13 protein-coding genes are annotated in these 12,856 nt (G+C 70.7%); 9 read left to right on the plus strand and 4 right to left on the minus strand.

Annotation, left to right across the window (positions count from 1 at the left end; all coding sequences use genetic code 11):
- Positions 1-23 precede the first annotated feature (23 nt).
- The gene (locus tag FDP22_RS09370; RefSeq protein WP_138571983.1) at positions 24-563 is read left to right on the plus strand and encodes an adenine phosphoribosyltransferase; all 540 of its coding nucleotides are present in this window, start codon (positions 24-26) and stop codon (positions 561-563) included.
- A gap of 349 nt (positions 564-912) precedes the next feature.
- Here FDP22_RS09370 and FDP22_RS09375 read toward each other — a convergent pair whose 3' ends face one another.
- Together FDP22_RS09375 and FDP22_RS09380 are read right to left on the minus strand one after the other, a co-directional pair.
- Positions 913-2,343, minus strand: a complete 1,431-nt coding sequence (locus tag FDP22_RS09375) for an FAD-binding oxidoreductase (RefSeq protein WP_138571982.1) — start codon at positions 2,341-2,343, stop codon at positions 913-915.
- A 112-nt stretch (positions 2,344-2,455) separates the two neighbouring features.
- Positions 2,456-3,466 carry an L-threonylcarbamoyladenylate synthase gene (locus tag FDP22_RS09380; RefSeq protein WP_138571981.1) on the minus strand — a complete coding sequence of 337 codons (1,011 nt, stop codon included), beginning with the start codon at positions 3,464-3,466 and terminating at the stop codon, positions 2,456-2,458.
- Between the two features lie 323 nt (positions 3,467-3,789).
- On the opposite strand from FDP22_RS09380, the gene FDP22_RS09385 reads away from it, so the two are divergent.
- The 7 genes from FDP22_RS09385 to FDP22_RS09415 all read left to right on the plus strand — a co-directional run bounded on the left by FDP22_RS09385 (position 3,790) and on the right by FDP22_RS09415 (position 10,624).
- On the plus strand, positions 3,790-5,505 hold the full coding sequence (locus FDP22_RS09385) for an acyl-CoA dehydrogenase family protein (RefSeq protein WP_138571980.1): 1,716 nt from the start codon (positions 3,790-3,792) through the stop codon (positions 5,503-5,505).
- Complete coding sequence (locus tag FDP22_RS09390; protein WP_430225438.1) at positions 5,502-6,593, plus strand: MBL fold metallo-hydrolase; 1,092 nt, start codon at positions 5,502-5,504, stop codon at positions 6,591-6,593. The genes FDP22_RS09385 and FDP22_RS09390 overlap by 4 nt, the downstream gene beginning before the upstream one ends.
- A gap of 228 nt (positions 6,594-6,821) precedes the next feature.
- Positions 6,822-6,968 carry an aa3-type cytochrome c oxidase subunit IV gene (locus FDP22_RS09395; protein WP_138571979.1) on the plus strand — a complete coding sequence of 49 codons (147 nt, stop codon included), beginning with the start codon at positions 6,822-6,824 and terminating at the stop codon, positions 6,966-6,968.
- Between the two features lie 38 nt (positions 6,969-7,006).
- Positions 7,007-8,146, plus strand: coding sequence for a Re/Si-specific NAD(P)(+) transhydrogenase subunit alpha (locus FDP22_RS09400; RefSeq protein WP_138571978.1), 1,140 nt, complete (start codon positions 7,007-7,009; stop codon positions 8,144-8,146).
- Positions 8,146-8,571 carry a proton-translocating transhydrogenase family protein gene (locus FDP22_RS09405; RefSeq protein ID WP_138571977.1) on the plus strand — a complete coding sequence of 142 codons (426 nt, stop codon included), beginning with the start codon at positions 8,146-8,148 and terminating at the stop codon, positions 8,569-8,571. Before FDP22_RS09400 ends, FDP22_RS09405 begins: the two co-directional genes overlap by 1 nt.
- Positions 8,572-8,584: 13 nt before the next feature.
- Positions 8,585-9,985 carry an NAD(P)(+) transhydrogenase (Re/Si-specific) subunit beta gene (locus FDP22_RS09410; RefSeq protein ID WP_138571976.1) on the plus strand — a complete coding sequence of 467 codons (1,401 nt, stop codon included), beginning with the start codon at positions 8,585-8,587 and terminating at the stop codon, positions 9,983-9,985.
- Positions 9,986-10,141: 156 nt separating this feature from the next.
- Positions 10,142-10,624, plus strand: a complete 483-nt coding sequence (locus FDP22_RS09415) for a hypothetical protein (RefSeq protein ID WP_143972253.1) — start codon at positions 10,142-10,144, stop codon at positions 10,622-10,624.
- A gap of 100 nt (positions 10,625-10,724) precedes the next feature.
- Here FDP22_RS09415 and FDP22_RS09420 read toward each other — a convergent pair whose 3' ends face one another.
- Positions 10,725-11,459 (minus strand): metallophosphoesterase family protein, encoded by a 735-nt coding sequence (locus FDP22_RS09420; RefSeq protein ID WP_138571974.1) that lies wholly within the window; start codon positions 11,457-11,459, stop codon positions 10,725-10,727.
- Positions 11,460-11,566: 107 nt separating this feature from the next.
- Positions 11,567-11,773: a 30S ribosomal protein S21 gene (rpsU, locus tag FDP22_RS09425; RefSeq protein WP_118136025.1), complete on the minus strand. Its 207-nt coding sequence runs from the start codon at positions 11,771-11,773 to the stop codon at positions 11,567-11,569.
- 105 nt (positions 11,774-11,878) lie between these two features.
- On the opposite strand from rpsU, the gene FDP22_RS09430 reads away from it, so the two are divergent.
- Positions 11,879-12,637, plus strand: coding sequence for a COQ9 family protein (locus FDP22_RS09430; protein ID WP_239031737.1), 759 nt, complete (start codon positions 11,879-11,881; stop codon positions 12,635-12,637).
- The last annotated feature ends 219 nt before the right edge of the window (positions 12,638-12,856 follow it).

Consider the following 12,856-nt stretch of genomic DNA (forward strand, 5'->3'; position numbering starts at 1 on the left):
TCCCCCGCCGGAGGCCTGACGCGATGAAGAACCGCCTGAATGTCGAGGATTACATCCGCACCATCCCGGACTTCCCCCATCAGGGGATCATGTTCCGCGACGTGACCACGCTGTTCAATGACCCGCGCGGCTTCCGCATGGCCATCGACCTGCTGCTGCACCCCTATGCGGGGCTGCAGATCGACCGGGTGGTGGGGCTGGAGGCGCGCGGCTTCATCCTGGGCGGCGCCATCGCGCACCAGCTCTCCACCGGCTTCGTGCCGATCCGCAAGAAGGGCAAGCTGCCCTGGCGCACCATCGCGCAGGATTACGTGCTGGAATACGGCGAGGCCACCGTGGAGATCCACGAGGACGCCATCCAGCCCGGCGAGCAGGTGCTGATCGTAGACGACCTGCTGGCCACCGGCGGTACCGCGGAGGCCGGCATCAAGCTGGTGGAGCGCCTCGGCGGCAACATCCTCGGCTGCGCCTTCGTGGTGGACCTGCCGGACCTGGGCGGCCGGCGGCGGCTGGAGGGCCTGGGCGTGGACGTGCACGCGCTGTGCAGTTTCGAGGGCGATTAAGCATTTGTTCGCCAGAACGCCCGCTCTGGTAACCAATTGGAAAGGATTGCCGGCTAGCTCTTGAGGGCCCAAGACATTCAAGGGCTGCTGCTTGCAACCGTTTTCGGGGGATCATTCCGCAAGGGATGGGCCGTCCGGGGATCGGATCCGCGCCTCCCGGCTTTTTCGCCGGGGGGCGCAATCCGTTCCGGGGGCAGGCCGCGTGCCGGCCGGTCCGGTCCGGGGAGCGGCTGCTTCAGGTGCGGCCGGTTCCGGGGTGCGTTCGCGGGCAGACCGGTCCGGCTGCCGGCGGGGGAGGTCGCCCGGGCCCGGCGCGTCTTGTCCGTCCGTCGCGCCGCCGGCCCGCGCCTCAGGCGAGCAGCGCGCCCGGGTTCATGATGCCCACAGGGTCCAGCGCCTGCTTGATCGCGCGCATGGCGGCGAGCTTCGCCGGGTCTCCGTACCGCACCAGGTCATCCACCTTCAGCCGGCCGATGCCGTGCTCGGCGCTCACCGAGCCCTCCCGGGCGTGAACGAGGTCATGCACGGTCTCGGTGACGCGGGCGCGCAGGGCGTCGTAGTCGGCGCGGTCGCGGCCCGCGGCGGGGAAGACATTGTAATGCAGGTTGCCGTCGCCCAGGTGGCCGAAGCAGTTCACCCGCATCGAGGCGTCCAGCGCGTGAAGGCGGGCCAGCCCCTCGTCGATGAACTCCGGGATGGCGGAGAGCGGCAGCGAGATGTCGTGCGAGGCGATGGCGCCCACGGCGCGGTTCGCCTCCGGGATGGTCTCGCGGATCTGCCACATCGCCTGGCGCTGGGCGAGGGAGCTGGCCAGAACGGCGTCGGTGGCGTCGCCGGCCTCGAAGGCCTCGGCCAGCGCCGCTTCCAATCCGTCCTGCACCTGCGCGCCGGCGCCGCCCGAGGCCTCGATCAGCGCGAACCAGGTGCCCTCGGCCAGCGGCGGCCGCAGGTCGGGCATGTGCTCGGCGAGGAAGTCCAGCCCGGTGCGGTGGATGAGCTCGAAGCCGCTCACCGCCTCGCCCAGCCTGTCCAGCGCGCGCTGCAGGATGCGGGCGGCGGCGGCGGGGGAGGGCGTGGCCACCCAGGCGGTGGCGGTGTCCGCGGGGCGGGGGAACAGCCGCAGGCTGGCGGCGGTGATGATCCCCAGGCTGCCCTCGGAGCCGATCAGCAGGTTGCGCAGGTCGTAGCCGGTGTTGTCCTTGCGCAGGCGGCGCAGGCCGTGCAGCACCGAGCCGTCCGGCAGCACCGCCTCGATGCCGAGGCACAGGTCGCGGGCGTTGCCGTAGCGCAGCACCTGCACGCCGCCGGCGTTGGTGGCGAGGTTCCCGCCGATGCGGCAGCTGCCTTCGGAGCCGAGCGAGAGCGGGAACAGCCGGTTCACCGCCTCCGCCGCCTCCTGCACGCCGGCGAGGGTGACGCCGGCTTCCACGGTGAGGGCGTTGTCGGCGGGCGAGGCATCCCGCACGGCCGAGAGACGCTCGACGCTGAGCAGGAGCGGCAGGGGCCCCTCGGGCATCACCTGCCCGGCCACCAGCCCGGTGCCCCCGGCCCGCGGCACGATGCCCACCCGCGCCTCGGCGCAGGCGCAGACGATGGCCGCCACGCCTTCGGTGTCGCGCGGCAGGGCGACGGCGCCGGCCCGGCCGTGGTAGCGCCCGCGCGGCTCCTCCAGGTCGGCGGCGCCGGCGGGGCGCAGGATGCCGGGGCCGACGCGTGCCTCGAGATGCTCGAGGAAGGCAGGGCTGGCGTCATTCAGGGCCCGGGGCGCGGACTGGGACATCTCGGAGCATCTCCTCTGGCGTTTTTCGGGGCGATCATGGCGATCGGCGCCGGGGATGCAAGGGAGCTGCGCCCCGCGCGCGCGGAGATCTGCTCCCGGGAGACGGTGCCGTTCAGCCCTCGCGCGGGGCGGCGGCGCGGCGCAGGCGGTCGTTGATCGCGCGTCCGAGGCCGGTTTCCGGCACCGGGGCGGCGGCGATGCGGCCTTGCGGACCGGCGGCGGCGTCGAGGCGGCGCATGTGGGAGAAGAGGTTGGCGGCGGCCTCGGTGAGATCGCCCCGCGGGGAGAGGTTGAGGGCGGGACCTGCGGGCAGCACCGGGTCGGGGCCGAAGCCGAGCCAGGCCTCGCCGGCCTCCGGGGCGGCGGCGTCGAGGCGCAGCGATGCCGCGGGGGCGTAATGGCTCGCAAGCTGGCCGGGGGCGACAGGCGCCCCGGCGCTCTCCCGCCCGCCCACCCCGAGCGCCGGGGCGCCTGCCGCGGCGAGGACGGCGGCGATCTCCTCCCGGGCGAGGCCGCCCTCGCGCAGGATCACGGCCGGGCGGCCCGGGTCCGACACGTCGACGATGGTCGATTCCACGCCGACGGGGCAGGGCCCGCCGTCCAGCACCGCGGCGATGCGCCCGCCCAGCCCGTCCAGCACATGGCCGGCGGTGGTGGGGCTGATGCGGCCGGAGGGGTTGGCCGAGGGCGCGGCGATGCCGCGTCCGGTCTCGGAGAGCAGGCGCCGGGCGAGCGGGTGGGCCGGCACGCGCACCGCCACGCTGGGCAGGCCGGCGGTGACCAGCTCGGACAGCGGGGCGCCCGCGCGCCGCGGCAGCACCAGGGTGAGGGGGCCGGGCCAGAAGCGCTCGGCCAGCAGGCGGGCCAGTGGCGGAAACTCCGCGATGGTCTCCGCCGCGCCGCGATCGGGGAAATGCACGATGAGCGGGTTGAACTGCGGCCGGGCCTTGGCGGCGTAGATCGCGGCCACGGCATGGTCGTCGGAGGCATCGGCGCCCAGGCCGTAGACGGTCTCCGTGGCGAAGGAGACGAGGGCGCCCGCGCGCAGCAGGGCGGCGGCGCGGGCGATGCCGGCGCTGTCGGCGGCGAGGCGCTCGGTCTCGCCCTCGGCGGTGCTGGTCATGGCGGCTCCTGCTCCTCGGCTCCGGGCGCGCCGCTGGCGCGGATTGGGGTCTCGTCCACCGGCCGGGGCCGGGGCGCGCATCGCTGCGCGGTTCGGTCTCGCGCAGCGGCGGGGCCGGGGGCGCGGGTGGTCTCCGGGCCCGGTGCGGCCGGCTGTGCCCTTTGCCGTGCGCACGGCCCGCGGGTCATCGGCCTGGCCCGGGCGCGGCGCGCGCCGGCTTGTCGTCCGCCGGCGAGGGGCCTAGAGTTCGCCCAAAGGCCGGCCCGGGTTTCTAGCGCGTCCCGGCGCCGGTTGAAAGCGGATCACACGCAGGAGGAAACGTAATGGCCTATCGCCCGCCCGTGGAGGAGATCATCGCGAGCATGCGCGTCATCGGTGCCGACCGGCTGACCGCGACCGACCTGTTCGCCGAGGCGACGCAAGAGACCGTGGAGGCGATTCTCGCCGAGGCCGCGAAGCTGGCCGCCGAGGTGCTCGCGCCGCTGCAGCGCGCGGGAGACCTGCAGGGCGCGCGGCTGGAGAACGGCGTCGTACGCTCCTCCCCCGGATATATGCAGGGCTATGCCGCGATCCGCGACGGCGGCTGGGTGGGGATCACGGCCGACCCGGAGCACGGCGGAATGGGCCTGCCGCTCACCCTCGCCACGGCGGTGGGGGAGATGATGTCCGGCGCCTGCGTGGCGCTCGCGCTGAACCCGCTGCTCACCCAGGGCCAGATCGAGGCGCTCACGCATCACGCCTCCGAGGAGATCCGCGCGCTCTACCTGCCCCGGCTCGTCTCCGGCGAATGGACCGGCACGATGAACCTCACCGAGGCGCAGGCCGGCTCCGACGTGGGCGCCCTGCGCGCCGTCGCCGTGCCGAACGGCGACGGCACCTACGCGGTGAGCGGTCAGAAGATCTTCATCACCTGGGGCGACCATGACCTGACGCCCAACATCGTGCACCTGGTGCTGGCGCGCCTGCCGGACGGGCCGAAGGGCACCAAGGGGATCTCGCTGTTCCTGGTGCCGAAATACATTCCGGACGCGGAGGGGAACCCCGGCCCGGCCAACAGCCTGCGCGCGCTCAGCCTGGAGCACAAGCTGGGCATGCACGGCTCCGCCACGGCGGTGATGGAGTTCGACGGCGCCACCGGCTGGCTGGTGGGCGCCCCGCATGACGGCATGGCGGCGATGTTTACCATGATGAACGCGGCGCGCATCGGCGTGGGCGTGCAGGGGCTGGGCGTGGCGGAAGCCGCGATGCAGAAGGCCCTCGCCTACGCGCTGGACCGCCGGCAAGGCCGGAGCCTGATCGAGGGCGGCACGGGAAGCATCATCGACCATGCCGACGTACGCCGCATGGCGATGACCATGCGCGCGCTCACCGCGACGGCCCGGGCCCTGTGCCTCGACACCGCCTTCAGCCACGACATGGCCCGCGCGGCGGCGGAGCCCGCGGCCTGGGAGGCACGCTGCGCCTTCCTCACCCCGATCTGCAAGGCCTTCGGCACCGACGTGGGCCGGGAGGTCTCCGACCTGGGCATCCAGATCCACGGCGGCATGGGGTTCATCGAGGAAACCGGCGCGGCGCAATACTGGCGCGACGTGCGGGTGGCCGCGATCTACGAGGGCACCAACGGCATCCAGGCCATGGACCTCGTGGCGCGCAAGCTGATGGACGGGGGGGCCGCGGCGCGCGGCCTGCTGGAGGAGGTGGCCGGCACCGTGGCCGATGCGCGGGAGGCCGAACCCGCCCTGACCGTCGCGCTGGAGACCGCCCGCGCCGAGCTGGCCCGGGCCACGGACTGGCTGCTGGACGCGCCGCTCAACGACCGCTTCGCCGGGGCAAGCCCCTACCTGCGCGCCTTCGCGCTGGTGCTGGGCGGCCACTACCTGCTGCGCGGCGCCCGGCTGATGCCCGGCGACGCCCGGCAGATCGCGCTTGCCCGCTTCCACATCCGCCAGCTTCTGGCGCAGGTGCCGTCGCTCTGCGCCACGGTCTGCGAGGGGGCCGCGCCGCTCTACGCGCTGGACGCGGAGGCCCTCGCCTCGTGAATGTCTGTACCAGGGAGGGGCAGGCGCCCCGCATCGCGCACCTGACCGAAACCGCCCCGGCGGAGGGGGAGGTCTATGAAATTGCCCCGGGCCTGCTCTGGGCCCGGATGGCGCTGCCCATGGCGCTCGACCACGTGAATGTCTACGCGCTGGAGGACCCGGACGGCTGGACCCTCGTGGACACCGGCTTCGACACCGCCCGCACCCGCGCGGTGTGGGAGCGCCTGCTCGCCGGCCCGCTGGGCGGGCGCCCGGTGCGCAGGGTGCTCGTCACCCATCACCACCCGGACCACATCGGCCTCGCCGGCTGGTTCCAGACCGTGCATGGCGCGGAACTGCTCACCACGCGCATCGCCTGGCTCACCGCGCGGATGCTCACCCTGGACGAGCAGCCGGTGCCCAGCCCGGAAAGCCTCGCCTTCTACCATGCCGCCGGAATGGACGCGGAGCGGCTGGAGGCCCGGCGCAGCATGCGCCCGTTCAACTTCGCCGACATGGTGACGCCGCTGCCCGCCGGCTACACCCGCATCGGCGAGGGAGACCGGCTGCGCCTCGGCGGCCGCGACTGGCTGGTGCGCACCGGCGACGGCCACGCCCCGGAACATGCCACGCTCTGGGAGGAGACGGACAGCGCGCCGCTGCTGCTCTCCGGAGACCAGGTGCTGCCCGGCATCTCCTCCAACCTCGGGGTTCATGTCACCGAGCCGGGCGCGAACCCGGTGGAGGAGTGGATCGCCTCCTGCGTGCGCTTCGCCGGGCTTGCGCGCGCCGACCACCTGGTGCTGCCCGGTCACCGGCTGCCGTTCCGCGGCCTGGGCCTGCGCCTGCGCCAGCTTATCGACAATCACCACACCGCGCTGGAGCGGCTGACGGAGCACCTGCGCACGCCGCGCAGCGCGCCGGAGTGCTTCGTGATCCTGTTCCGCCGCACGATCGACGACAGCACCTACGGCCTCGCCCTGGGCGAGGCGCTGGGGCACCTCAACGCGCTGGAGGCCCGGGGCCTGGCGCGCCGCGAGACCGGGCCGGACGGCGTCTGGCGCTGGACGGCCATCCCCGCGCCGGACCTGCCCGCCGGAGCCTCCTGACGCGGCGCCGGAAGAAAGGGCGACGGGGAGCTTTGCCTGAACTGCCTGTTTACCCCGCCCGTGCGACGATTTATGACCTGCGGCCCTTGCGGAACGAAACATAATTTCGCAATTTGATCCGCGACAATGCGCGCATGAGACCATAATGCACAGGCGCTTTGCGCGGGAGCGCGCTATACACGGGCCTGAGAGTGGAATTTCCTGCCCTGCGACCAGACGGAGGACAAGATGGCGGAACACACAGACGGCCAGAGCGCCGGTGGGATGGACATTGCTGAGCAGCAGCGCACTTACGGCGCCTTCGTGAAGGGCATCACCTGGCTGGCCGGCGCGTCGGCGGTGATCCTCATCTTCCTGGCGCTGTTCAACTCCTGAGTCCGCGCCCCGTGCGGACATCTAGGCGAGGGTAAACTATGAAAATCGCGATTCCGAAGGAAACGCGCGATCACGAGACGCGCGTTGCCGCTGTCCCCGAGACAGTGAAGAAATTCATCAAGCTGGGCGCCGAGGTGGTGGTCCAGTCCGGCGCCGGGCTCACTGCCAGCGTTCCGGATGCGGAGTACGAAGCCGCCGGGGCGACCGTCGCGAAAACCTATGCGCAGACCCTCAAGGGCGCCGACGTGATCCTGAAGATCCAGGCGCCCACCGAAGCCGAGCTGAAGTCGCTCGCCAAGGGGCAGAAGCTGTTCTGCTCCATGCAGCCCTACACCCTGCCGGAAATCATGGCCGGCTGCGCCGAGCGCGGCGTGGACGCCTTCGCCATGGAATTCATGCCGCGCATCACCCGCGCGCAGTCCATGGACGTGCTCTCCTCGCAGTCCAACCTTGCCGGCTACCGCGCCGTGATCGAGGGGGCGGCCGCCTACGGCCGCGCCATGCCGCAGATGATGACGGCCGCCGGCACCGTGGCCCCGGCCAAGGTGTTCGTGATGGGCGTCGGCGTGGCCGGCCTGCAGGCCATCGCCACCGCCCGGCGCCTCGGCGCCATCGTGACCGCGACGGACGTGCGCCCGGCCACGGAGGAGCAGGTCCAGTCCCTCGGCGCGAAGTTCATCGCGGTGAAGAACGAGGAATTCGAACAGGCACAGACCTCCGGCGGCTATGCCAAGGAAATGTCCGACGACTACAAGAAGCAGCAGGCGGAACTCGTCGCCGGCCACATCGCCAAGCAGGACATCGTGGTCACCACCGCGCTGATCCCCGGCCGCAAGGCACCGATCCTGGTCACCAGCGCCATGGTGGCCTCCATGCGCCCCGGCTCGATCATCGTGGATCTCGCCGTGGAACAGGGCGGCAACGTGGAAGGCGTGGTCCTCGGAGAGAATGTCGTCACCGACAACGGTGTCACCCTCCTCGGCCTGCCGAACATCCCCGGCCGCATGGCTGCCGACAGTTCTGCACTCTACTCCCGCAATCATTACAATTTCCTTTCGCCCTTCTTCGGCGAGGGCGGCTTCGCCCTCGACCCCGAGGACGAGCTGGTGAAGGGCATCCAGCTCACGAAGGACGGTGAGATCATCCACCCGAACTTCGCGAAGAAGGAGGACGCGTGATGGAAAAGACCCTCGAAGACCTCGCACTCCGGCTGGCCGAGCTTTCGGCCCAGGTCGCCGAGCTGTCGACCCATGCCGCCACCGGGATGCCCCAGGCCGCGGAGGCCGCCTCCGACGCGGCCCTGCACGGCGGGGCCTCGCCCTTCGTCTACCTGTTCTCGGCCTTCGTGCTGGCCTGTTTCGTGGGCTATTACGTGGTCTGGTCGGTGACACCGGCGCTGCACACGCCGCTGATGTCGGTCACCAACGCCGTCTCCTCGGTGATCGTGGTCGGCGCACTCATCGCGGTGGGCGTGGACCTCGACATCGCCTCGGGCTGGACCCGGGTCTTCGGCTTCATCGCGACGGTGCTCGCGGCGGTGAACATCTTCGGCGGCTTCCTCGTCACCGAACGCATGCTCGCCATGTACAAGAAGAAAGGCTGAGAGGGCTCCCGACATGGCAAACTTCGCAGCATTCGCCTACCTCGTCGCGGGGGTGCTCTTCATCCTCGCGCTTCGCGGTCTCTCCCACCCCACAACCTCGCGCCGGGGCAACCGCTACGGCATGATCGGCATGGCGCTGGCCATCCTCACCACGCTGGTCGTCTACCCGCCGCAGGATTTCGGCGGCTGGGTGCTGGTGCTCCTGGCGCTGGCCATCGGCGGCGGCGCGGGCGCCTGGCTGGCCCGCACCATCGAGATGACCAAGATGCCCCAGCTGGTGGCGTTCTTCCACAGCCTCGTGGGCCTCGCGGCGGTGTTCGTGGCCGCCGGTGCGCTCTACTCGCCGGAGGCCTACGGCATCGGCGTGCCGGGTGCGATCCACACCCAGTCGATCATCGAGATGTCGCTGGGCGTGGCCATCGGCGCCATCACCTTCACCGGCTCGGTCATCGCCTTCGCCAAGCTCGACGGGCGCATGTCCGGCGCGCCGATCATGATCGGCGGGCGGCACCTCATCAACATCGCCCTCGCCGTGGCGCTGCTGGTGCTGGTGATCCTGCTCATCACCACCCAGCTCACCTTCTGGTTCTGGGCGATCATCGTGCTGGCCATGGTGCTGGGCGTGCTGCTCATCATCCCGATCGGCGGGGCGGACATGCCCGTCGTCGTCTCGATGCTGAACTCCTACTCCGGCTGGGCGGCGGCGGGCATCGGCTTCACGCTGGGCAATACCGCGCTCATCATCACCGGCGCGCTGGTCGGCGCCTCGGGCGCCATCCTGTCCTACATCATGTGCAAGGGCATGAACCGCTCCTTCATCTCGGTGATCCTGGGCGGCTTCGGCGCCGACGCGGGTGAGGCTGCCGGCGGTCCGGCGGGCGAGCAGAAGCCGGTCAAGCGCGGCTCCGCCGACGATGCCGCCTTCATCATGCAGAATGCCGGGTCGGTCATCATCGTGCCGGGCTACGGCATGGCGGTGGCCCAGGCCCAGCACGCCCTGCGCGAGATGGCCGACAAGCTGAAGGCGCATGGCGTGGAGGTGAAATACGCCATCCACCCGGTGGCGGGCCGCATGCCCGGCCACATGAACGTGCTCCTCGCCGAGGCCAACGTGCCCTATGACGAGGTGTTCGAGCTGGAGGACATCAACTCCGAGTTCTCCCGCACCGACGTGGCCTTCGTGATCGGCGCCAACGACGTGACCAACCCCTCGGCCAAGACCGACAAGAGCTCGCCGATCTACGGCATGCCGGTTCTGGACGTGGAGAAGGCGAAGACGGTGCTCTTCGTGAAGCGCTCGCTGGGCTCGGGCTATGCGGGTGTCGACAACCCGCTGTTCTTCCAGGACAACACGATGATGCTGCTCGCCGACGCGAAGAAGATCTGCGAGGACATCGTGAAGGCGATGGAGTGATCCACGCCGGCAGGCACAAGATCGGGGCGGGTCCGCATGGGCCCGCCCTTTTTCATGGCCGGATGGCGCGTGCCCCGGCCCGCGCGGCAGGCGTGAGATCGGCGCTGTCGCAGGCAGGATCGGCTTCAGGGAATCGTCAGGACGGGTGGAGCGAGCGTGAGTTTTGATATTCGGAAGTCCGGGAAGGGCGGGTTGAGCAGCCCGGAGCATTTCATCGTCACCCGGGATGGAAACGTGTTTCTGAGGCTCCTGGGAGAGGAACCCGACTACGAGATCATGACCGCGACAGCCAGCGAGGACGGCGGCGGGCTGGTGCGGGTCGCCGATCAGGTGCGCCTGGTCGAGGCCGCGTTGAGAACCGGGAAGCAGGTCTTCGGCGTGCGGTCATTCGTGGAAGAGGATCACAAGGGCAGGGAATACGCGAAGATCTGCCGGCTCGAGTACCTTTCGGATGCCTATCGCGTGGCCGAGAGGTTCTTCGAGATCTATGACGGCATCGGCCAGGGGGCAGGCCGGCCGAGGTCTGACCTGGCTGCGGTCTACGCCGAACTGGCGGTCGACGACACGGGAGGGGATGTCTATCTGAGCGATGGCGTCTGGCTGGGACGCGACGGCGCGGTGACGGACCGCGGCAGGTAGGGCGCATCCTCCGCCGGAGGTGCGGCCGCCCGGGGGGCACCGGGCAGGGGCCTTGCTGCGGGTTCCGGGGCCGCGCGGCCTGTGCGCGCGCCCCCGGCTGTCAGGGCCGGTAGAGCGGGCGGCGCCCGGCCCCGTCCAGCGACCAGAGCGCGTCGCCCTCGAGGATCAGGCAGGTGAGCGTGCCGCCGAACACCGCGCCGGTGTCGATGTCGATGCGGTTCGGGAGGATCTCGATCTCGTCCACCGGCGTGTGCCCGTGCACCACCACGAAGCCGAAATCCTCGGTGCTGGTGAGGAAGGGCCCGCGGATCCAGATCATGTCCTGCTCGGTCTGCTCCTCCAGCGGCACGCCGGGGCGGATGCCCGCATGCACGAAGAGGTAATCCCCCACCCGCAGGCTGAGCGGCAGGCCGGCCAGGAAGGCCTGATGCGCCTGCGGCACGGCTTTCAGCGCCGCGGCGTGCACGTCCATCATCCGGCCTTCGCTGACGCCGTAGGAGGCGAGGGTCTTCGGGCCGCCGAGATTCGGGGTGAGATAGTGATGCGGGCAGTGCATCTCCTCCGGCGCGGCGAGGAAGCGCAGCAGCAGGTGGTCGTGGTTGCCCTTGAGGCAGTGCATCTCCACGCCGGGCATGGAAAATGCCATCAGGTCGTCGATCACGCCGCGGCTGTCGGGGCCACGGTCGATGTAATCGCCGACATGGATCAGGAGCGCCTCGGTCTCCGTGGGGTGCCGCGCGAGGTCGTCGCGGATCTGCTGGTGCCGCGCGGTCAGCGCATCGCGGCAGCCATGGACATCGCCGATTGCATAGATGCGGCGGCCATCGGTGTTCATCGCAAGCCTCTCCGGGAAAAGCAAAACCCCCGGCCTTTGGCTCGGGGGTCGCAACTGGCCGGGGCGACGCCCGGCCGGTTCGTTTCAGGTCAATGCGGGGTTACCCCTCACAGAAGACCTTCGCGCTGTGCCTTCTTGCGCGCCAGCTTGCGGGCGCGGCGGACGGCTTCGGCTTTCTCACGGGCCTTCTTCACCGACGGCTTTTCGAAATGCTGCCGGAGTTTCATCTCCCGGAACACGCCTTCGCGCTGAAGCTTCTTCTTCAGGGCACGCAGAGCCTGTTCGACATTGTTGTCGCGAACCATTACCTGCACTTGTTTTCACCACCTTTCAGAGTTTGGAATGAGCAGGAGCGCGCTATATAACAACGAGTCTGCGGGGTGTCCACCTCCGCGGGCGCGAAAAAACAGGAGGCTGTGATGGCTGACACCGCACCGGAAACGATGCCCACCCTGGTCGAAATCCGCAAGGCACTGCTGGACGCGGCCTTGCCCCACGTGGTCTTCGACGGCTGGAGCCAGACCACGCTGAAGGCGGCCGTCGCCGATTCGGGCATGGACCCGGAACTGGCGAAGGCGGCCTTCCCGCGCGGCGCCGCCGATCTCGCGCTCGAATTCCACCACGCGGGGGACCGGGCGCTGGCCGAGGCGCTGGCGCAAACCGATCTTTCCGCCATGCGATTCTCCGAGCGGGTGGCCTTCGCGGTGCGCCGCCGGCTGGAGATCGCCGCGCCGGACAAGGAAGCCGTGCGCCGTGGCGCCAGTTTCTTCGCCCTGCCGCAGCATGCCTCCGACGGCGCGAAGGCCGTCTGGCACACTGCCGACGTGATCTGGACCGCGCTGGGGGACACGTCGCGCGACATGAACTGGTACACCAAGCGGCTGACCCTCTCGGGCGTCATCTCCGCCACCACGCTCTACTGGCTGGGCGATGACAGCGAGGGGTCCGAGCGCAGCTGGGAGTTCCTGGAGCGCCGGATCGCCGACGTGATGCGCATCGAGAAGGCCAAGTCCGCCCTGCGGGACAACCCGCTGCGCCGGATGGTGCGCGAGGGCCCGCTCTCGACCTTTGCCCGCATGCGCGAGAAGGGCCCGCGCGGCCTCTGGACCGGCCCCGGCCCGGGCCGCCCCGGCGTGCCCGCCGGACCGCTTCCGGAAAAGGTCGAACCCGGGGTCTGAACGCCGTCCCGGCGCATCCGGTGGGCGCATGCTCCGAAGGATGTGCGGTGCGGCCGCCCCCGGCCGCCCGCAAGGCGGAGTGTTTGGCGGCGCCGGTTCGGCCTGCCGGGTGGTGAACCCGGCAAGCCATACCTTCGCGTTCGGGCCCTCTGGCACCCCGCGCACGCCGGAGGGAGGCGCGCAGAGCGCTCGCGCTGCTGCGGCGGCCGGCCAACGGGC

Origin of the sequence: Paroceanicella profunda (assembly GCF_005887635.2) — a bacterium.
Classification (GTDB): domain Bacteria; phylum Pseudomonadota; class Alphaproteobacteria; order Rhodobacterales; family Rhodobacteraceae; genus Paroceanicella; species Paroceanicella profunda.

What these genes read in the sequence shown, in the direction of transcription:
- FDP22_RS09385 (WP_138571980.1), top strand. Translation starts at nt 3,790, where the DNA reads ATGGCCTATCGCCCGCCCGTGGAGGAGATCATCGCGAGCATGCGCGTC.
- FDP22_RS09420 (WP_138571974.1), bottom strand. Translation starts at nt 11,459, where the DNA reads ATGAACACCGATGGCCGCCGCATCTATGCAATCGGCGATGTCCATGGC.
- FDP22_RS09430 (WP_239031737.1), top strand. Translation starts at nt 11,879, where the DNA reads ATGGCTGACACCGCACCGGAAACGATGCCCACCCTGGTCGAAATCCGC.
- FDP22_RS09395 (WP_138571979.1), top strand. Translation starts at nt 6,822, where the DNA reads ATGGCGGAACACACAGACGGCCAGAGCGCCGGTGGGATGGACATTGCT.
- FDP22_RS09405 (WP_138571977.1), top strand. Translation starts at nt 8,146, where the DNA reads ATGGAAAAGACCCTCGAAGACCTCGCACTCCGGCTGGCCGAGCTTTCG.
- FDP22_RS09370 (WP_138571983.1), top strand. Translation starts at nt 24, where the DNA reads ATGAAGAACCGCCTGAATGTCGAGGATTACATCCGCACCATCCCGGAC.
- FDP22_RS09380 (WP_138571981.1), bottom strand. Translation starts at nt 3,466, where the DNA reads ATGACCAGCACCGCCGAGGGCGAGACCGAGCGCCTCGCCGCCGACAGC.
- FDP22_RS09375 (WP_138571982.1), bottom strand. Translation starts at nt 2,343, where the DNA reads ATGTCCCAGTCCGCGCCCCGGGCCCTGAATGACGCCAGCCCTGCCTTC.
- FDP22_RS09410 (WP_138571976.1), top strand. Translation starts at nt 8,585, where the DNA reads ATGGCAAACTTCGCAGCATTCGCCTACCTCGTCGCGGGGGTGCTCTTC.
- FDP22_RS09400 (WP_138571978.1), top strand. Translation starts at nt 7,007, where the DNA reads ATGAAAATCGCGATTCCGAAGGAAACGCGCGATCACGAGACGCGCGTT.